This is a genomic window from Streptomyces sp. NPDC001678 (genome assembly GCF_042892945.1).
In the GTDB taxonomy this organism is placed as follows: domain Bacteria; phylum Actinomycetota; class Actinomycetes; order Streptomycetales; family Streptomycetaceae; genus Streptomyces.
In genome coordinates, this window is the sequence record NZ_JBIAUP010000008.1 from 327,473 (window position 1) to 346,035 (window position 18,563).

At 73.8% G+C, this 18,563-nt stretch carries 18 protein-coding genes; 7 read left to right on the top strand and 11 right to left on the bottom strand.

Annotation, left to right across the window (positions count from 1 at the left end):
• The first annotated feature begins 51 nt into the window (after window positions 1-51).
• From ACFYZR_RS19650 to ACFYZR_RS19665, 4 genes are all read left to right on the top strand, one after another.
• Window positions 52-1,809, top strand: coding sequence for an FAD-dependent monooxygenase (locus ACFYZR_RS19650; protein ID WP_391911824.1), 1,758 nt, complete (start codon window positions 52-54; stop codon window positions 1,807-1,809).
• Window positions 1,810-1,841: 32 nt separating this feature from the next.
• On the top strand, window positions 1,842-1,928 hold the full coding sequence (locus ACFYZR_RS19655; protein ID WP_391911900.1) for a putative leader peptide: 87 nt from the start codon (window positions 1,842-1,844) through the stop codon (window positions 1,926-1,928).
• 76 nt (window positions 1,929-2,004) lie between these two features.
• Entirely contained in the window at window positions 2,005-2,604 is a 600-nt protein-coding gene (locus tag ACFYZR_RS19660) for a cysteine dioxygenase (protein WP_391911826.1), read from the top strand.
• On the top strand, window positions 2,601-2,993 hold the full coding sequence (locus tag ACFYZR_RS19665) for a rhodanese-like domain-containing protein (protein ID WP_391911828.1): 393 nt from the start codon (window positions 2,601-2,603) through the stop codon (window positions 2,991-2,993). The genes ACFYZR_RS19660 and ACFYZR_RS19665 overlap by 4 nt, the downstream gene beginning before the upstream one ends.
• 22 nt (window positions 2,994-3,015) lie before the next feature.
• On the opposite strand, the gene recX is transcribed toward ACFYZR_RS19665, so the two are convergent.
• From recX to ACFYZR_RS19685, 4 genes are all read right to left on the bottom strand, one after another.
• Window positions 3,016-3,600: a recombination regulator RecX gene (gene recX, locus ACFYZR_RS19670; RefSeq protein WP_391911903.1), complete on the bottom strand. Its 585-nt coding sequence runs from the start codon at window positions 3,598-3,600 to the stop codon at window positions 3,016-3,018.
• Window positions 3,601-3,645: 45 nt separating this feature from the next.
• Window positions 3,646-4,767, bottom strand: coding sequence for a recombinase RecA (recA, locus tag ACFYZR_RS19675; RefSeq protein ID WP_391911830.1), 1,122 nt, complete (start codon window positions 4,765-4,767; stop codon window positions 3,646-3,648).
• Window positions 4,768-4,956: 189 nt separating this feature from the next.
• On the bottom strand, window positions 4,957-6,129 hold the full coding sequence (locus tag ACFYZR_RS19680; RefSeq protein ID WP_391911832.1) for an AI-2E family transporter: 1,173 nt from the start codon (window positions 6,127-6,129) through the stop codon (window positions 4,957-4,959).
• 78 nt (window positions 6,130-6,207) lie between these two features.
• The gene (locus tag ACFYZR_RS19685; RefSeq protein ID WP_391911834.1) at window positions 6,208-6,402 is read right to left on the bottom strand and encodes a DUF3046 domain-containing protein; all 195 of its coding nucleotides are present in this window, start codon (window positions 6,400-6,402) and stop codon (window positions 6,208-6,210) included.
• Window positions 6,403-6,482: 80 nt separating this feature from the next.
• On the opposite strand from ACFYZR_RS19685, the gene ACFYZR_RS19690 reads away from it, so the two are divergent.
• The 3 genes from ACFYZR_RS19690 (at window position 6,483) to ACFYZR_RS19700 (ending at window position 13,114) form a co-directional block, all read left to right on the top strand.
• Window positions 6,483-7,403 (top strand): hypothetical protein, encoded by a 921-nt coding sequence (locus ACFYZR_RS19690; protein WP_391911836.1) that lies wholly within the window; start codon window positions 6,483-6,485, stop codon window positions 7,401-7,403.
• A 126-nt stretch (window positions 7,404-7,529) separates the two neighbouring features.
• Window positions 7,530-12,269, top strand: a complete 4,740-nt coding sequence (locus ACFYZR_RS19695; protein WP_391911838.1) for an ATP-dependent helicase — start codon at window positions 7,530-7,532, stop codon at window positions 12,267-12,269.
• 41 nt (window positions 12,270-12,310) lie between these two features.
• Window positions 12,311-13,114: a DNA-formamidopyrimidine glycosylase family protein gene (locus ACFYZR_RS19700; RefSeq protein ID WP_391911840.1), complete on the top strand. Its 804-nt coding sequence runs from the start codon at window positions 12,311-12,313 to the stop codon at window positions 13,112-13,114.
• A gap of 188 nt (window positions 13,115-13,302) precedes the next feature.
• On the opposite strand, the gene ACFYZR_RS19705 is transcribed toward ACFYZR_RS19700, so the two are convergent.
• From ACFYZR_RS19705 to ACFYZR_RS19735, 7 genes are all read right to left on the bottom strand, one after another.
• A complete protein-coding gene (locus ACFYZR_RS19705) occupies window positions 13,303-13,590 on the bottom strand; it encodes a hypothetical protein (protein ID WP_391911842.1) in 288 nt (95 codons plus the stop codon).
• Window positions 13,591-13,598: 8 nt separating this feature from the next.
• Entirely contained in the window at window positions 13,599-14,069 is a 471-nt protein-coding gene (locus ACFYZR_RS19710; RefSeq protein WP_391911844.1) for a Dps family protein, read from the bottom strand.
• 232 nt (window positions 14,070-14,301) lie between these two features.
• Entirely contained in the window at window positions 14,302-14,685 is a 384-nt protein-coding gene (locus ACFYZR_RS19715; RefSeq protein WP_086566431.1) for a helix-turn-helix domain-containing protein, read from the bottom strand.
• 109 nt (window positions 14,686-14,794) lie between these two features.
• Window positions 14,795-15,319: a CinA family protein gene (locus ACFYZR_RS19720; RefSeq protein ID WP_391911846.1), complete on the bottom strand. Its 525-nt coding sequence runs from the start codon at window positions 15,317-15,319 to the stop codon at window positions 14,795-14,797.
• Entirely contained in the window at window positions 15,316-15,942 is a 627-nt protein-coding gene (pgsA, locus tag ACFYZR_RS19725; protein ID WP_391911848.1) for a CDP-diacylglycerol--glycerol-3-phosphate 3-phosphatidyltransferase, read from the bottom strand. Before pgsA ends, ACFYZR_RS19720 begins: the two co-directional genes overlap by 4 nt.
• On the bottom strand, window positions 15,939-17,420 hold the full coding sequence (rimO, locus tag ACFYZR_RS19730) for a 30S ribosomal protein S12 methylthiotransferase RimO (protein ID WP_391911850.1): 1,482 nt from the start codon (window positions 17,418-17,420) through the stop codon (window positions 15,939-15,941). The genes pgsA and rimO overlap by 4 nt, the downstream gene beginning before the upstream one ends.
• 126 nt (window positions 17,421-17,546) lie before the next feature.
• Entirely contained in the window at window positions 17,547-18,413 is an 867-nt protein-coding gene (locus ACFYZR_RS19735) for a helix-turn-helix domain-containing protein (protein ID WP_391911852.1), read from the bottom strand.
• Window positions 18,414-18,563 lie beyond the last annotated feature (150 nt).

Sequence of the window (18,563 nt, forward strand, 5' to 3'; positions counted from 1 at the left end):
CCTCGCGTACGGCGAGGTCACCGTCCGTTCCGGGGGCGAGGGGGCCGCGCCGTGGACCCGGTGATCGTCGTCGGGGCCGGGCCCGTCGGGCTCACCCTGGCCCTGGCCCTGGCCCGGCACGAGGTGCCCGTCACCGTCCTGGACGAGTCGCCCGACGAGACCGGTCTGCCACAGGAGCGTCGCCTGGCGCGTACGGTCGTGCTGCGGCCGGACACCGCCGCGCTGCTGGAGCGGCTGGGGTGCGTCACCTCGGAGGGGACCCGCTGGGCGGGCTGGCGCACGCTGCGGCGCCGGACGGAGGTGGCGCGGATCCCGTTCGCGCCGCCCGGCGGCGCCGGGAAGGCCGTGGAACCCGCCGAGTTCGAGGACCTGAAGGGCGCCGAGGAGCACCCGGGGGACGAGGGACACGCCGACCCGGCAGCAGAACCGTCTCCGCTGCATCTGCCCCAGCACGCCCTGACGCGCGAACTGCGGGCGGCGCTCGCCTGCGAGGCGGACGTCCGCGTCGTCCACGACAGCCGTGTGGCCCTCCTCAAGCAGGACTCCTCCGGCGTCACCGTGCACACCCGCGGCGACAACGACGGCGACAACCACACGGTGTGGCGCGGCAGTTATCTCATCGGCTGCGACGGCGCCCGCTCCGTCGTCCGCAAACTCCTCGGGGCACGCTTCCCCGGACGCACGGCGGTAGAGCGGTACGCGGTCGCCGCGCTCCGCGCCGAACTGCCCTGGCCGGGCGAGGCCGTGCTGCACCGGTCACCGCCGCGCGGCGACGAGGTGACGGCCCGTCCGCTGCCCGACGGGGTCTGGCGGCTCGACTGGCCGCTGCCCCCCGACGGCGGGCTGGTCACCCCCGACGCGCTGCTCGCCCGGGTCGGCGACTCCCTGACGGCGTGGTGCGGCGACGTCCCGGCGTACGAACTGCTGGACACCGGCGTGTACGCCGTGCACCACCGTCTCGCGCGCCGCTGGCGCTGCGGACGCGCCTTCCTCGCGGGCGATGCCGCGCATCTGCTGGGCGCGCTGGGCACCCAGGGTGTCGACGAAGGGCTGCTGGACGCCGAGAACCTCGCCTGGAAGCTGGCACTGGCCTGGCACCACGGCGCCTCCGAGGCCCTGCTCGACAGCTATCAGGCGGAGCGCCGGGAGGCCGTCGCCGCCCGGCTGCGTACCGCCGACCGGACGCTGCCGGCGGTACGCGGCGAGGGCGGCTGGCGGACGGTGCGGCGCACGCTCGTGCCGGGCGCCGCCCGCTCCCATGACGCGCTGCTGACGGAAGGCCACCTGGGGCACGGGCTGCTGGGCGCGCCGGCCGTCCACTCCCGTACGCCCCTGCTGCCGGCCGCGCCCCCCGCGGGCTCAGTGCTGGTGGGCACGGCGGTGGGGGCGCCGGTCGTGGACGTGCCGGTGACCGCGCCGGACGGGTCGGAGGTGGGGCTGCGCGACCGGCTGGGCGGCGATCTACTGGTGGTCCTCGTCGCCCCCGGCACGGGGGTGTGGGAGCGCCGCCACTGGCTGGGCGCGGGCCTCATGCCCGGGCTGGCGGCGGCCGTCTCGGCCCTGCCCATGGCGGCGGAACTGCTGGTCACCGAGGGGTATCCGGGTGCGGACGCCCACACCGTGCTGGTGGTCCGGCCGGACGGCCGGCTGGTGGCCGCGCTGGCGGGGGTGCGGGCGGCGGAGCTGTACGCGTGCGCGGACGCGGCACGGGGCGGTGCCGCCGGTGACACCGGGGCGCCAGCGGAAGCGGTGCGCGCGGGCGCGACGAGCCCCGGCGAATCCACCAGTGAGGCTACGGCCAACCGTTGACCGGCACTTGTCGCCATGGTTGACTCCGCAACGTGACTGACGGCGGCTCGCGTTTCTGGCGGAGGGTCCATCTGGACCTCGTCCGCTACGCGGGCTGTGTCTGTCGTCCGTCCTGCTGATCCGCTCTTCCCTCCGCGCTGCCGGGCGCTCAGTGCGCCGCGCGCGTCCTTCGCGATCACTCAGGACGGTTCGACTGTGCCCTCTTCCGTTGCGCCCGCTTCCTCCGTTGCGCCCTCTTCCGCCGCTGCACCCGCCTCCGTACGCACGACCGCTTCGCACGCCGCCTCGCCGGACGCCCCCGGGGCGCCGTCCCAGGCGGATCTCCTCGACTTCGCCGACCGGACGGCCGGCGACACCCGTCTCGTCGCCTCGCTGCCGCTCGACCCTCATGGACGGACCTGGATCCGGCTGGAGGGGCCGGCCGGCAGCGAGGCGTGGCTCATCGGCTGGCCTCCGGGCAGTGGCACCGGATGGCACGACCACGGTGGCTCGCACGGCGCGTTCGCCGTGGCCGCCGGGAGCCTGACCGAGCAGTCCCTGGCGGCGCGGCTGCCCACCGAGGGGTGGAAACTGCTGGAGCTGGCGGACGGCATCGACCGTGAGCGGCTGCTGGCGGACGGGAACGGCAGGGCCTTCGGGCCCCACCATGTCCACCAGGTGTTCAACACCTCGGGGGAGCGGCACGCGGTGTCCGTGCACGCGTACTACCCGCCGCTGCCGATGATGCGCCGGTACAGCCGCAGCGGTCAGGTGTTGCGGCTGGAGGCGGTCGAGTGGGCGCGGGAGTGGGCATGAGGGTGGAGGAGTTGCTGGCCGAGGCCCGGGCGGAACTCGACCGCCTGGGGCCGGCCGAGGCGGCCGCCGTCCAGACGGACGGCGGGCTGCTGGTGGACATCCGTTACGCGGCGCTGCGGGAGCGCGACGGGACGGTCCCGGGTGCGCTCGTCGTGGAACGCAACGAGCTGGAGTGGCGGCTCGACCCGGCCTGTGAGCACCGCGCGGCGCGGGTGACGGATCACGGCCTGCGGGTGGTCGTGTTCTGCGACGAGGGGTACGCCTCGTCGCTGGCCGCCGTCTCCCTGCGCCGGCTGGGCCTGTACCGGGCCACCGACCTGGTGGGCGGCTTCCGGGCCTGGCGCGCGGCCGGACTGCCGGTGACGCCCGGGCTGCCCGTGACGCCCTGACGAAGGGCACCGGGCAGGGGGCTCAGACGTCCGGCAGATAGTGGTCGAGCAGCTCCGGGTCGTCGCCCTCCTCCTCCAGGGCGCGGCGCACCACGCGCAGGGCGAGCCCCTCGGAGTAGCCCTTGCGGGCCAGCATTCCGGCGAGGCGGCGCAGCCTCTTCTCCCGCTCCAGGCCCCGGGTCGACCGGAGCTTGCGCTGGACGAGCTCACGGGCCGTGCGCTCCTCCTGCTCCGCGTCGAGCTGCCCGACGGCCTCGTCGACGATCGCGGAGTCGACGCCCTTGGTGCGCAGCTCCCGGGCGAGGGCCCGGCGGGCCAGGCCCCGGCCGTGGTGGCGGGACTCGACCCACGCGCCGGCGAACGCGGCGTCGTCGATCAGGCCCACGTCCTCGAACCGGGACAGGACCTCCTCCGCCGCCTCGGCCGGTATGCCGCGCTTGGCCAGGGCGTCGGCGAGCTGTTTGCGGGTGCGCGGGGATCCGGTGAGCAGGCGCAGGCAGATCGCCCGCGCCTGCTCCTCCGGTGACGGTGGTGCTCCGGCCCCGGCCCTCGACGGGGAAGCGGAGCCACCGCCCGTACGGTCGTCCGCGCGCGGCTCATGTGGCACGGGCCCGTCGCCGTGCCACGGCTGTGCATCAGACACGACGGGGCCTTAGCCCTTGGCCGCGGCCTTCGCCGCCTTACCGGTGGACTTGGCGGCCGGGGCGGGCACCGACTTGGCCGGCTCGCCCGCGGCGGTCGCGGCGTCGGCGGCGGGCTCCTCCGCCGGGGCGCCGGACCGGACGCCCACGCCCAGCTTGTCCTTGATCTTCTTCTCGATCTCGTTGGCGAGGTCGGGATTGTCCTTGAGGAAGTTGCGGGCGTTCTCCTTGCCCTGGCCGAGCTGGTCGCCCTCGTAGGTGTACCAGGCGCCGGCCTTGCGGATGAAGCCGTGCTCCACGCCCATGTCGATCAGGCCGCCCTCGCGGCTGATGCCCTGGCCGTAGAGGATGTCGAACTCGGCCTGCTTGAAGGGCGGCGCGACCTTGTTCTTGACGACCTTGCAGCGGGTGCGGTTGCCGACCGCCTCCGTGCCGTCCTTCAGCGTCTCGATGCGGCGGATGTCGATGCGCACCGAGGCGTAGAACTTCAGGGCCCGGCCACCGGTCGTGGTCTCCGGGGAGCCGAACATCACGCCGATCTTCTCGCGGAGCTGGTTGATGAAGATCGCGGTGGTCTTGGACTGGTTGAGCGCGCTGGTGATCTTCCGCAGCGCCTGGCTCATCAGGCGGGCCTGGAGACCCACGTGCGAGTCGCCCATCTCGCCCTCGATCTCCGCGCGCGGCACCAGGGCGGCCACGGAGTCGATGACGATCAGGTCGAGCGCGCCGGAGCGGACCAGCATGTCGACGATCTCCAGCGCCTGCTCACCGTTGTCCGGCTGGGACAGGATCAGGTTGTCGATGTCGACGCCGAGCTTTCTGGCGTACTCGGGGTCGAGGGCGTGCTCGGCGTCGACGAACGCGACGGTGCCGCCGGCCCGCTGCGCGTTGGCCACGGCGTGCAGCGTCAGGGTCGTCTTACCGGAGGACTCCGGTCCGTAGATCTCCACCACGCGGCCGCGCGGCAGGCCGCCGACACCGAGGGCGACGTCGAGAGCGGTCGACCCGGTGGAGATGACCTCGATGGGCTCATTCGGCCGCTCGCCCAGGCGCATGACCGCGCCCTTGCCGAATTGCCGTTCAATCTGCGCGAGCGCGGCGTCGAGCGCCTTCTCGCGGTCGGTTCCTGCCATGGGTTCCACCCGGTTCGCTTGAGTCGATCGCTTCACGTCCACGACGCTAACGCCTGCCACTGACAATGCGCCCGGGCGTCGCTCCGGGCCTGTGGATAACTCGGTTCCAGCGACCCGGGACACCCATAAGAATGGATGTTCGATTTTGGTGTCAAGCGCGCCGCCCGGCGTGCCGGACAGCCCCGGAATTCAGCCTTCCGCGCCGCCCGGCCCCGGGTCTCCGTCGCCTCGTCCGCCCCGCCCACCCCGTCCGTCCGGACCCGCCGGGAGCCCCGTGACCTCGTAGCGCTTGACGTACGCGCCCAGGAAGGCCTGGAGCGTGGCCGTCGCCGGAATGGCGATCAGGGCGCCCACCGCGCCCAGCAGCGCGGCGCCCGCGATCACGGAGCCGAAGGCGACCGCCGGGTGGACGGCGACCGTCCTGGCCGTGATCCGGGGCTGGAGCACATAGTTCTCGAACTGCTGGTAGACCACGACGAAGCCCAGCACCCACACCGCGTACCAGGGGTCGACGGTGAAGGCGAGCAGCGTCGGCAGGGCGCCCGCGAGATAGGTGCCGATGGTCGGGACGAACTGCGACACCAGCCCCACCCAGATCGCGAGCGCCACGGCGTAGGGCACGCCCAGCACCTGGAGCAGGACGTAGTGCGCGATCCCGGAGACCAGCGCCATCAGGGCGCGCGAATAGAGGTAGCCGCCGGTCTTGGCGACGGCGATCTCCCAGGCCCGCAGCACCTCCGCCTGCCGCCGCGGCGGCAGCACCGAGCACAGCGCGCGGCGCAGCCGGGGCCCGTCGGCCGCGAAGTAGAACGCGAAGAGCACCACCGTCAGGGTCCGGAACAGCCCGCCCAGGACGGCGGCCGACACGTCCAGCACGCCGCCGGCGCTGCTGCTGACGTACTTCCGCAGCCAGTCCGAGTGGAGCACGCTGCTCTGGATCTCGACGCGGGAGAAGCTGGTGCGGAAGGTCCGGTTGATCCAGCTGATCACCGAGTCCAGGTAGGAGGGGAAGTTCTCCACCATGGTCTGGATCTGCCCGGCGAGCATCGAGCCGAGGAGGGTGACGAAGCCGGTCACGGCGACGGCCACGCCCAGGAAGACCAGACCGGTCGCGAGGCCCCGGCGCATGCCGCGCGCGGCCATCCGGTCCACGGCGGGCTCGATGGCCAGCGCGAGGAAGAAGGCGACCAGGATGTCGACGAGGAGACCGGTGAGCTGGTGGAAGGCCCACCCGGCCAACTGGAAGCACGCGAACAGGGCGAGGGTGACCACCACCGCCCTGGGCAGCCAGCGCGGCATCCGCGCGCCGTCGGGCCGGGAGGGCCGGGAGTCGTCGGGGGCGGTGTCGTCTGTCGCTGCCACGGAGCAAGTGTGGCTTATCGGACGAAATCCTTGAGGTGTCCGGTCGGCGGCCGGTCGGCGGCCGCCGTCCGGACACGGTCAGCGGCGGTCCTCGGGGATCTCCACCGCCCGGCACACCGCGCGCCAGACGTCCTTGGCGTTCCAGCCGGCGTCCAGCGCCTGGTGCACGGTCCTCCCGCCGAGTTCGGACATCACATGATCACGAGCGAAGGAGTCGGCGTACGCCGCGCCGAAATAGTCAGCCATTCGCTGCCAGAAGACCGTCAACCGCATGCGCCCAGTATCCCGCCCCTGAGAGTGCAGCCGACCATGAGCCGCTGACCGGCGGCGCTCCGCGCCCTACGGTCTTGTCCATGGCACCGTCCGGATCATCCGCCACCGCCCGCGCCGAGCGCTTCATCTGGCTGACCGCCCGTGTCCTGGAACAGCGGAGATTCGCGTTCCACTTCCTGGCCGGGCACGCCGCCGCCGTCGAGGCCGCCCTCGACGCGTACGCGGGCGACGACGGTGGATTCGGCCACGCCCTGGAGCCGGATCTGCGCGGCCCGGTGAGCCAGCCGCTGCACACCGCGCACGCCCTGCGCGTGCTCGACGAGATCGGGCGCTGCCGCGACCGGCGGGTGGAGCCCGTGTGCCGCTACCTGACGGCGGTCTCCACCCCCGACGGGGCGCTGCCCGCCCTCCACCCCTCGCTGCGCGGGTATCCGGCGGCCCCCTGGATCCCGCTGGTGGACGACCCGCCCAGCGATCTGCTCGCCACCGGCCCCGTGGTCGGCCTGCTGCACCGCAACGAGGTGTGGCACGCCTGGCTGTTCCGGGCCACCGACTTCTGCTGGGCCGCCGTCGACGCCCTCGGCCGGGGAGCGCGCACCCACCCCTACGAGGTCGAGGCGGCCGTCGCCTTCCTCGACGGAGCGCCGGACCGCGCCCGGGCCCGGGCCGCGGCCGAGCGGATCGGGCGGACGGTGCGGGAACAGCGGCTGGCCGTGCTCGATCCGGACCGGGCGGCCGACCATCCCCTGCCGGAGGGGTACGCGCCCGGCGAGTACCACTTCCCGCACGACTTCGCGCGCACGCCCGGATCGCTGGCCCGCGCCTGGTTCTCCGACGCCGAGATGGCGCGGTCGCTGGACTTCCTCGCCGCCGCCCAGCAGGAGGACGGCGGCTGGCCGGTCCGCTGGCGGGCCTGGGCCCCGGGCACGGTCCTCGAGTGCAGGCCCATGGTGACCATCGACGCCCTGCTGGCCCTGCGCGCGTACGGCCGCCCCGTCTAGCCCCCTCGCCCCGCCCGGCCCCCGGACCCCGGGCCGCTGGCCCCGGCCCCGGTCGCCGGACCCCCGGAACCACCGCTGACCTGCGCGTCCGGGGCATTGTCAGTGGTGCGGTGCACGATGGGGGGCATGGCGAACGACACGGCGGCCCCGGACCCGGCCTCGGCTCTCGACGCGTTCTCCCCCGCGACCCGCTCGTGGTTCACGGGGGCGTTCTCCGCGCCCACGGCCGCCCAGGCCGGTGCCTGGCGGGCCATCGGCGAGGGCTCGGACGTCCTGGTCGTCGCGCCCACCGGCTCCGGCAAGACGCTGGCCGCCTTCCTCGCCTCGCTCGACCGGCTGGCGAGCGACCCGCCGCCCGCGGAGCGCGGCAAGCGCTGCCGGGTGCTGTACGTCTCCCCGCTCAAGGCCCTCGCCGTCGACGTCGAGCGGAATCTGCGCAGCCCCCTGACCGGCATCCGCCAGGAGGCCGCCCGGCTGGGGCTGCCCGAGCCCGAGATCCGCGTCGGCATCCGCTCCGGCGACACCCCGGCGACCGAGCGCCGTGCCCTGGTCACCCGGCCGCCGGACATCCTGATCACCACGCCCGAGTCGCTGTTCCTGATGCTCACCTCCGCCGCGCGGGAGGCGCTGACGGGCGTGGAGACCGTGATCCTCGACGAGGTGCACGCCGTCGCCGGGACCAAGCGGGGCGCGCATCTGGCGCTGTCCCTGGAGCGCCTCGACGTCCTGCTGGAGCGCCCCGCCCGGCGCATCGGCCTCTCCGCGACCGTGCGCCCGGTGGAGGAGGTGGCCCGTTTCCTCTCGCCGCGGCGCAAGGTGGAGATCGTCCAGCCGCCGTCCGACAAGGAGTTCGACCTGTCGGTGGTCGTGCCCATCGAGGACCTCGGCGAGCTCGGCGGCTCGCCCGTGCAGGAGGGCGGCGACGGCAAGGACCGGCCGTCGATCTGGCCGCACGTCGAGGAGCGCATCGCCGATCTCGTCCAGGCCCACCGCTCCACGATCGTCTTCGCCAACTCCCGCCGTCTCGCCGAGCGCCTGTGCAACCGGCTCAACGAGATCGCCCACGAACGGGCCACCGGGGCCCCGTTGCCCGAGCACCACTCCCCCGCCGAGCTGATGGGCGGGTCCGGCCCGGCCAAGGGCGCGCCGCCCGTCCTCGCCCGCGCCCACCACGGCTCGGTCTCCAAGGAGCAGCGCGCCCTGGTCGAGGAGGACCTCAAGGCGGGCCGGCTGCCGGCCGTCGTCGCCACCTCCAGCCTGGAGCTGGGCATCGACATGGGCGCCGTGGACCTGGTCGTCCAGGTCGAGTCGCCGCCGTCGGTCGCCTCCGGGCTCCAGCGGGTGGGCCGCGCGGGCCACCAGGTGGGCGCGGTCTCCACCGGCGTCGTCTTCCCCAAGTACCGGGGCGACCTGGTGCAGGCGGCCGTGGTGACCGAGCGCATGCGGCGCGGCGCCATCGAATCCCTGCGCGTACCGGCCAATCCGCTGGACGTCCTCGCCCAGCAGGTCGTCGCCATGGCGGCCATGGACACTTGGGACGTCGAGGAGCTGCTGGCCCTGGTGCGCCGGGCCGCGCCCTTCGCGGCGCTGCCCGAGTCGGCCTACTCCGGCGTCCTCGACATGCTCGCCGGGCGCTATCCGTCCGACGCCTTCGCGGAGTTGCGCCCCCGCCTGGTATGGGACCGCGTCGCCGGTACGGTCACGGGGCGCCCCGGCGCGCAGCGGCTCGCCGTCACCTCCGGCGGCACCATCCCCGACCGAGGCCTCTTCGGAGTCTTCCTGGCCGGCGCGGACCCCAAGAAGGGCGGCGGCCGGGTCGGCGAGCTCGACGAGGAGATGGTCTACGAGTCCCGCGTCGGCGACGTGTTCACCCTGGGCACGACCTCCTGGCGGATCGAGGACATCACCCGTGACCGCGTCCTCGTCACCCCCGCCCCCGGCACCCCGGGCAGACTGCCGTTCTGGAAGGGCGACCAGCTGGGCCGCCCGCTCGAACTGGGGCGCGCGCTCGGGGCGTTCCTGCGCGAGATCGGCGGGCTGACGCCCGACGCCGCCCGCGACCGGCTCACCGCCGCCGGCCTCGACACCTGGGCCGCGGGCAACGTCCTGTCCTACCTCGACGAGCAGCGCCGCGCCTGCGGGCACGTGCCCGACGACCGGACCGTCGTCGTCGAACGGTTCCGCGACGAGCTGGGCGACTGGCGGGTGGTCGTCCACTCCCCCTTCGGCGCCCAGGTGCACGCCCCCTGGGCGCTGGCCCTCGGCGCCCGGCTCTCCGAGCGGTACGGCATGGACACCCAGGTGATGCACGCCGACGACGGCATCGTCCTGCGCCTGCCCGACGCCGACCTGCTCGGCCTGGACCTGCTCGACACCGAGCCCGCCCGGCAGGACGGCGCGTACGACGCCGGGCAGTCCCCCCTCGGCGCCGCCGACGTCCTGTTCGACAAGGGCGAGGTCGAGGGGATCGTCACCGACCAGGTGGGCGGCTCGGCCCTGTTCGCCTCCCGCTTCCGCGAGTGCGCCGCCCGCGCCCTGCTGCTGCCGCGCCGCGATCCGGGCAAGCGCACACCGCTGTGGCAGCAGCGCCAGCGCGCCTCCCAGCTGCTCCAGGTGGCGAGCGAGTTCGGCTCGTTCCCGATCATCCTCGAGGCCGTCCGCGAATGCCTCCAGGACGTCTTCGACGTCCCCGGCCTGACCGAGCTGATGGGCGACATCGAGGCACGCCGGGTCCGTCTGGTGGAGGTCACCACCCCCGAGCCGTCCCCGTTCGCCCGCTCGCTGCTCTTCGGCTACGTCGCCCAGTTCCTCTACGAGGGCGACTCCCCGCTCGCGGAGCGGCGCGCCGCCGCCCTGTCCCTCGACTCCCGGCTGCTGGCCGAGCTGCTGGGCCAGGCCGAGCTCCGCGAACTGCTCGACGCCGACGTACTGACCGAGCTGGAGCGCGAGCTGCAGTGGCTGACCGAGGACCGCCGCGCCAAGGACGCCGAAGGCGTCGCCGATCTGCTGCGGCTGCTGGGCCCCCTCACCGACGCCGAGCTGGCCGCGCGCGGCGCCGGGCCGGGCTGGGCACGGGAGCTGTCCGACGCCCGCCGCGCCCTGCGCGTCCGGATCGCCGGCGAGGACCACTGGGCCGCCGTCGAGGACGCCGGGCGGCTGCGGGACGCCCTGGGCACGGCCCTGCCCGTCGGCGTCCCCGAGGCCTTCACCGAGCCCGTCAAGGACCCGCTGGGCGATCTCCTCGCCCGCTACGCCCGCACCCACGGCCCGTTCACCTCGGCTCAGGCGGCCACCCGGTTCGGCCTCGGCACCGCGGTGACCGACGGCGCGCTGCACCGGCTGGCGGCCGCCGGCCGGATCGTGCAGGGCGAGTTCCACCCCGCCGGCCTGGGCCAGGAGTGGTGCGACGCGGCCGTGCTGCGCCGGCTGCGGCGCCGCTCCCTGGCGGCGTTGCGGCACGAGCTGGAGCCCGTGCCGCCCGCCACGCTCGCCGCGTTCCTGCCCGCGTGGCAGCACGTCGGCTCCCACAGCCTGCGCGGCGTCGACGGAGTGCTGCGCGCCGTCGAGCAGTTGCAGGGCGCCCCGATGCCCGCGTCCGCGCTGGAGAAGCTCGTCCTGCCCTCCCGGGTGACGGACTACGCCCCCGCCATGCTCGACGAGCTCACGGCGGCGGGCGAGGTCGTCTGGGCCGGCGCGGGCGCCCTCCCCGGCAAGGACGGCTGGGTCTCGCTGCTGCTCGCCGACACGGCCCCCCTGCTCCTCCCCGCCCCGCATCCGCTGGAGCTCTCCCCCCTCCACCAGGCCGTGCTGGACGCCCTCGCCGGTGGCTACGGTCTGTTCTTCCGGCAGATCGCCGAGCAGGTGCGCGCCACGAGCGCGGCGGCGGACGGCACCGACGGCACGGACGCCCGTATCGCCGAGGCGCTCTGGGATCTCGCCTGGTCCGGCCGGCTGACCAATGACACCCTCGCGCCGCTGCGCTCGCTGCTCGGCTCCGGCCGCACGGCCGGCTCCACCGCCCACCGCGCCAAACGGGCCGTCCCGCGCGGCCGTTACGGTTCCGTCCTCGCCCGGACGGGCCCGGGGCTCCGGCCCACCGCCTCGCGCGGCGGCCCGCCCACGGTCGCGGGCCGCTGGTCGCTGCTGCCCGAGCGCGCGCCCGACGTCACGCACCGGGCCCACGCCCTGGCCCGGACGCTGCTCGACCGGCACGGCGTGGTGACCCGGGGGGCTGTCGCCGCCGAAGGGGTGGAGGGCGGTTTCGCCGCGGCCTACCGGGTGCTGTCCGTCTTCGAGGAGAGCGGCCAGGCCCGCCGGGGCTATGTCGTCGAGGGTCTGGGCGCCGCGCAGTTCGCCATGGACGGCGCGGTCGACCGGCTGCGCGCCGCCAGTACGGCCCGGGAGCGCTCCGGCGCACCGGGGGGCGCCGCTCCCTGGGAGGACAGATCGGCGGGCACGCGGGACGGCCGGCACCGGGCGGTCGTCCTCGCCGCCGCCGATCCCGCCAACGCCTACGGCGCCGCGCTGCCCTGGCCCGATCCGCCCGCAGGCGCCACCCACAAGCCCGGCCGCAAGGCCGGTGCCCTGGTCGTCCTCCTCGACGGCGCGCTGACGCTCTACGTCGAGCGCGGCGGGAAGACCGTCCTGGCCTGGCCCCAGGAGCCCGGCGCGGAGGCCACCGCCGACGACCCCGCCGTGCGCGAGGCGGCCGCGGCCCTGGCCGAAGCGGCGCACGCCGGCGCGCTGGGCACGGTCACCGTCGAGCGCGTCAACGGCGCCCCGGCCCTGTCCTCCCCGCTCGGGGCCGTGCTGGAGGCGGCGGGCTTCCACGCCACACCACGGGGGCTGCGCCTGCGCGCGCCCTGACCCACGCCGCATCATGGGCCGTATCGCGAAGGAGTCGCCGTATGCCCGAAGGAGACACCGTCTGGCGCACCGCGCGGGTCCTGCACCAGGCCCTCGCGGGCGAGGCGCTGATCCGCAGCGACCTGCGCGTGCCCCGGCTCGCCACCACCGATCTCACCGGCCGCAAGGTCCTGGAGGTCGTCCCACGCGGCAAGTACCTGTTCACCCGTCTCGGCGGCGGCCTCACCCTCCACTCCCACCTCGGCATGGACGGCTCCTGGCGCGTCCACGCCACCGGTGAGCGCCCGCGCGGCGGCCCGCACCACCAGATCCGGGCCGTCCTGGCCACCGCCGACCGTACGGCCGTCGGCTATCGCCTCCCCGTGCTGGACCTGGTGCGCACCACCGACGAGTCCACGCTGGTCGGCCATCTGGGCCCCGACCTCCTCGGCCCCGACTGGGACGCGGAGGAAGCCGTCCGCCGGCTGCTCTCGGACCCCGGGCGCACGGTCGGCGAGGCCCTCCTCGACCAGCGCAATCTGGCGGGCGTCGGCAATGTCTACAAGTCCGAGCTGTGCTTCCTGCTGCGGGTCACCCCCTGGCTGCCCATGGCGTCCGTGCCCGCCCCCGAGCGGCTGGTGGCGCTGGCGAAGAAGCTGCTGGAGGCCAACAAGTCCCGTGTCTCCCGGATCACCACGGCCGATGCCCGCCCGGATCGCGGTCTGTGGGTCTACGGACGGGCCGACCGGCCGTGCCGGCGCTGCGGCACGCCCGTCCTGGTGGCCGGCCAGGGGCCGGAGGGCCGGGAGCGGACGACCTACTGGTGCCCCCACTGCCAGACGGGCCCTCCCCCACCCACCGGCTGACCCGCGGCCTACCGCCACTCATCCGAACGGGTGAACCGACGGCTGAACGACGGCGCCGGCAGCCCGACGAGCGGGAGGCAACCGGCGGCTCGACGCCCAAAGGGCCGTCGGCAGCCCGACGACCGGTGGGCAGCCCGACGGCCGGGGGCAGCCAGCGGCCCGACAGCCCGGGCAGGCAGAAGGGTGGCTCAGTGCCGTGCCCCTCCGCGCCACCACCGCCGTAGCGCCCGCAGGACGGCCCCTCCGGCCGCTCCGCTCTCCCCGCCGTCCGCCCGGGTCCGGGGCGTGCAGTGCACCGGCAGCAGGCTCAGCCCCCAGCCCCCGGCCGCGACCAGCCCCTCCACGAATCCGGCCCGGCCCGGCTGGAGCAGCAGCCGGAGGACGGCCCAGCACCACACCCCGGTCAGGAGGCTTCCCACCGCCCAGCCGAGCGGCCCCAGGGGCGGCGGGCGCCCGGGCTCGTCTCCCCGGAGCATCGCGTGCTTCAGGCGTTCTCGGCCTGGAACATCCAGTGGTGCTTCTCCAGGTCGCCCGTCAGGCCGATGAGGATGTCCTGGGTGACGGGGTCCGGGTCGCCGGTCGCCTGGATGCGCTCGCGCATCCGCGTGATCACGGCGTCGAGCGCGTCGACAAGGGTCCGTACGGCATCGGTGTCCTTGGTCCAGCCACCGCCGATCGTGGCGATGCCGCTGGTCTTGGCGACCGTCTCGGCCCGGCCGTCCGGGGAGACGCCGAGCGCCGAGGCCCGCTCGGCGACCGTGTCCGCGTGGGTACGGGCGCTGGCCACGACCTCGTCGAGCTGGAGGTGGATGGAGCGGAAGCGCGGGCCGATCACGTTCCAGTGGACCTGCTTGGCCACGAGGGAGAGGTCGACGAGGTCCACGAGCGCGCCCTGGAGGGCGTCTCCGACGGTCTTGCGGTCCGGCTCGGACAGCGGGCTCTTCACCACAGACATCCGCGTTCCTCCTGCTCCACAGACGGCTCCACAGACTGCTGCGCTCCACAGACTGCGCTCCACAGACTGCTCCGGAAAGGCACGGAGAACGACCGGATTGCTCCGGTTCCTCCGCTCTCCTCACCATTGCACCAGGGCCCGGGGAAGCCCGCACAACGCGAAGATCCCGGTCAGATCGTCCGACCGGGATCTTTCTGGGGAACGGTGGTGCTCCGGACCGTCTCAGGCCGGATCAGGCGGCGACCACATCCACGGCCTCCGCCGGGGCCTTGATGGTCACGCGCTCCCCCGGAACGCCCGTCACGGACGTCACGGACACCGAATTGAACATCGGCCGCATCGGCGCGGGTACCGGCTCGCTCGCCGCCGCCGACTGCGCCAGCTCGGCCAGCGACAGCTCGTCGCTCACCTCGCGCATGACCTCGGACATCCGAACGTCCAGAGCGTCGCAGATTGCGGAGAGAAGCTCGGAGGACGCCTCTTTCTGCCCGCGCTCGACCTCGGAGAGATATCCGAGCGAGACCCGGGCGGACGAGGAGACCTCGCGCAGAGTGCGGCCCTGGCGTTGGCGCTGCCGACGCAGCACGTCACCCAGCAGGCGACGGAGCAGAATCATCGGTGGCTCCCTCCTTGGACCGCGAATCCGGTTCCTTCACGCCCCACCGTACCGCCTCGGGGTGCGGCCGTGCGGGGAGCTATGTCGTGTTCACTCAGGGCTGCAAACATCAATTCCCCCCGTTGTGTTCCGTATCCTTTGCCCCCGCGTTCCCTGCCAGTTCGCGTACGAGCAGCGCGAGGACCGCTCGTACGCTTTCGGCCCGGATGCCCGCCCGGTCGCCGTCCAGGGACAGCTCCCGTACGGCGGCGGTGCCGTCCGGTGCCTCGACGGCCACGAAGACCGTGCCGACGGCCTTGCCGTCCTGTGGCTCGGGCCCGGCCACCCCCGTGGTGGCGAGCCCCCAGTCCGCGCCCAGCACGGCCCGTACGCCGTGCGCCATCTGCCGTGCCACGTCCGCGTCGACGGCGCCGCGCTCGGCGAGCAACCGCCCGTCCACGCCCAGCACGTCGCGCTTGACCTCGGTGGCGTAGGCCGTGACCGAGCCCCGTACCGTGCGCGAGGCGCCCGGTACGGCGGTCAGCTCCGCGGCGACCAGCCCGCCCGTGAGCGACTCGGCGACGGCGAGGCTGTGGCCGCGTGCCTCCAGCGCGGCGAGCGCCTCGGCCGCCGGCCCGCCCCCCGGGCCGCTCACCGCCCGGACTCCCGCGCCCGCGCGGCCCGCCGCAGCCGGAACGCCTGCCCGATGTACTCGAGGCCGGTGGAGACGGTCAACACCACCGCGACCGCCATCACCCAGAAGCGCAAGGTCGCCAGCGGGCCGACCAGCGGCAGGATGTACATGCCCACGCCCACGCCCTGCGCGAGCGTCTTCAGCTTCCCGCCCCGGCTGGCCGGGATGACCCCGAGCCGGATGACCCAGAAGCGCATCAGCGTGATGCCGATCTCGCGGAAGAGGATCACGCCCGTCACCCACCACGGCAGGTCGTCCAGGGCGGAGAGACAGATCAGGGCGGCGCCCATGATCGCCTTGTCGGCGATGGGGTCGGCGATCTTGCCGAAGTCGGTGACCAGGTTGTACGTCCGCGCGAGATGACCGTCGAAGAGATCGGTGATCATGGCGATCGCGAACGCCGCCCAGGCGAAGGAACGCCAGGCCTCGTCATAGCCGCCGTTGTGCAGCATCAACAAGACGAACCCGGGCACCAGGAGCAGGCGCACCATGGTCAGGATATTGGCGATGTTCCACAACCCGGCCTGCCGGACACCCTTCGCCGGGGCCGGACCTCCTGTGGCGGAGGCCGGGAGTCCGCTCATCTGCCCGCCTCCTCGGTACACCCGCCCTCGATCCCGAGCGGCTCGGCGACAAGGTCCACGCCCTCGCTCGCCACCACCTTCGCCGTGACCATCCGGCCGGGCTCCAGCCGGTGGTCCGTGCCGAGCAGCACCTGGCCGTCGGTCTCCGGCGCCTGGTGGGCCGCCCGGCCGATCACTCCGTCCTCGTCGTCCACGCGGTCGACGAGTACTTCGATCGTCTCACCGATGCGCTCCTCCGCGCGCTGCGCGGTCAGCTCCTCGGCCAGCCGGGAGATCCGCTCCAGCCGCTCGGCGACGACCTCGGGGTCGAGCTTGTTCTCGTAGGTGGCGGCCTCGGTGCCGTCCTCGTCGGAATACCCGAAGACGCCGATGGCGTCCAGTCGCGCGCCCACGAGGAAGCGCTCCAGCTCGGCCACGTCCTCCTCGGTCTCCCCGGGGAAGCCGACGATGAAGTTGGAACGGGCGCCCGCCTGCGGCGCCTTGCCGCGGATGGTGTCGAGCAGCTCCAGGAAGCGGTCGGTGTCGCCGAAGCGGCGCATGGCCCGCAGCACCTTCGGGGCCGAGTGCTGGAAGGAGAGGTCGAAGTAGGGGGCGACCTTCTCCGTCGAGGTCAGCACGTCGATCAGGCCGGGCCGCATCTCGGCCGGCTGGAGGTAGCTGACGCGGATCCGCTCCAGGCCGTCCACGGCCGCCAGCTCCGGCAGCAGCGTCTCCAGCAGACGGATGTCGCCGAGGTCCTTGCCGTAGGAGGTGTTGTTCTCGGAGACCAGCATGATCTCCTTCACGCCCTGCTCGGCCAGCCAGCGCGTCTCGCCCAGCACGTCGGAGGGGCGGCGCGAGATGAAGGAGCCGCGGAAGGAGGGGATGGCGCAGAAGGAGCAGCGCCGGTCGCAGCCGGAGGCGAGCTTCACGGAGGCGACGGGGTTGCTGTCCAGCCTGCGGCGCAGCGGGGCGCGCGGCCCGGAGGCCGGGGCGACGCCCTCGGGCAGGTCCTCCGGAGGGGTGTCCTGCGCGTGGCCGGGGAGGGCCACACCGGCCGCCTCCTGGCGCTCGGCGGGGCTGATCGGCAGCAGCTTGCGGCGGTCGCGCGGGGTGTGGGCGGCGTGGATGCCACCGGAGAGGATGGTCTGGAGCCGGTCGGAGATGTCGGCGTAGTCGTCGAAGCCGAGCACGCCGTCGGCCTCGGGGAGCGCTTCGGCGAGGTCCTTGCCGTAGCGCTCGGCCATGCAGCCGACGGCCACGACGGCCTGGGTGCGGCCGTGCTCCTTGAGGTCGTTGGCCTCCAGGAGGGCGTCGACGGAATCCTTCTTCGCGGCGTCGACGAAACCGCAGGTGTTGACGACGGCCACATCGGCATCGGCGGCGTCCTCGACGAGGTCCCAGCCATCCGCCGCCAAGCGGCCTGCCAGCTCCTCCGAGTCCACCTCGTTACGGGCGCAGCCAAGTGTGACAAGAGCGACGGTACGGCGTTCGGGCATAGGGCTCAGCCTACTTTGTCCCGGCGCCGCATCCGCTGCCGAGTGGCCGACGGGCGCGGAGAGCCTGATCACCCACAAGCTCCTCGCGCCCGTCGCGGCGGCCTTTGCGGCGGGTTCCGCCGCAGGTCAGCCCGCCGAAGGGTCTCCCCGGGTGTAGCTCAGGCGCTGGACCTGGCCATCGGAGCCCAGGTTCTTGACCTCTTTGCCATTCACGAACAGTTGCACGGCTCCGGCGTTGCCCAGGACCAGGTCGATGCGCTTGTCGTCGGTGAAGGTCTTGGACCCGCCCCGGGCCAGGACGCCCTCCTCCAGCAGCTTGCCGTTGCCGTCCTTGGCGGACATCCACGTCTGGCCGTTCTCGGCGGTGAGCTTGACGGTGACCTTGTTGCCGGGGACGCCGGCGATGGCGCTCGCCGAGGCCTCCCCCTTGGGGCCGGCCTTGGGCTCGGCCTTGGGGTCGGTCTTCGCCTTGCCGGGGCCGGCCTTGGCGCTGGACGCCGTGGACGGCTTGCCGGAGGCCGGGTCGGCGGAGACCGGACCGCTCTTGGCCCCGCCGTTGAAGAGCGTGAAGCCCACGAAGCCGACGACCGCGACGATCGCGGCGACCATCGCCGCGGTCCAGTTGGGCCGCCGGGGTTCGGGCCGGATGCGCTCGGCGTCGAAGAGCGGGGCCGCCGGGGTCGGCGCGGGGCGCCCGCCGTGCTCGGCGTCGTACTGCGCGACGAGCGGCACGGGGTCCAGGCCGACGGCGCGCGCGAGGGTGCGGATGTGCCCGCGCGCGTACACCCGGCCACCGCAGCGGGTGAAGTCGTCCTGTTCGATCGCATGGACGATCGGAACGCGTACGCGGGTGGTGGAACTGACCTCGTCCACGGTCAGTCCGGCACCGATTCGGGCTTGCTGAAGGATTCGTCCGACGGAGGGCCGGTCCTCCTGCCGGTCCTCCTCGGAGCCGGGGATCCGGTCGTCCTCTGAAGAGTTGCCGATGGACACGTGGGCGCCTTTCGAGCGTGCAGCCACCTGCTGGAGATTCAGTCTAGGGGGCATGCGAAACGGTCGGGCAAGCGGGAAGCCGGTCTTTGTAGGCCATCAGAAGGCTCTGCGATCACGACGGTGGCACATCGCCCCTCCCCTCTCGCTCAA

Bases quoted from the DNA above. Each gene is read 5' to 3' on its own strand.
- recA (WP_391911830.1), bottom strand. From the start codon at position 4,767: ATGGCAGGAACCGACCGCGAGAAGGCGCTCGACGCCGCGCTCGCGCAG.
- ACFYZR_RS19710 (WP_391911844.1), bottom strand. From the start codon at position 14,069: ATGTCTGTGGTGAAGAGCCCGCTGTCCGAGCCGGACCGCAAGACCGTC.
- ACFYZR_RS19695 (WP_391911838.1), top strand. From the start codon at position 7,530: ATGGCGAACGACACGGCGGCCCCGGACCCGGCCTCGGCTCTCGACGCG.
- ACFYZR_RS19705 (WP_391911842.1), bottom strand. From the start codon at position 13,590: ATGCTCCGGGGAGACGAGCCCGGGCGCCCGCCGCCCCTGGGGCCGCTC.
- ACFYZR_RS19690 (WP_391911836.1), top strand. From the start codon at position 6,483: ATGGCACCGTCCGGATCATCCGCCACCGCCCGCGCCGAGCGCTTCATC.
- ACFYZR_RS19700 (WP_391911840.1), top strand. From the start codon at position 12,311: ATGCCCGAAGGAGACACCGTCTGGCGCACCGCGCGGGTCCTGCACCAG.
- ACFYZR_RS19665 (WP_391911828.1), top strand. From the start codon at position 2,601: ATGAGGGTGGAGGAGTTGCTGGCCGAGGCCCGGGCGGAACTCGACCGC.
- rimO (WP_391911850.1), bottom strand. From the start codon at position 17,420: ATGCCCGAACGCCGTACCGTCGCTCTTGTCACACTTGGCTGCGCCCGT.
- ACFYZR_RS19685 (WP_391911834.1), bottom strand. From the start codon at position 6,402: ATGCGGTTGACGGTCTTCTGGCAGCGAATGGCTGACTATTTCGGCGCG.
- pgsA (WP_391911848.1), bottom strand. From the start codon at position 15,942: ATGAGCGGACTCCCGGCCTCCGCCACAGGAGGTCCGGCCCCGGCGAAG.
- ACFYZR_RS19715 (WP_086566431.1), bottom strand. From the start codon at position 14,685: ATGATTCTGCTCCGTCGCCTGCTGGGTGACGTGCTGCGTCGGCAGCGC.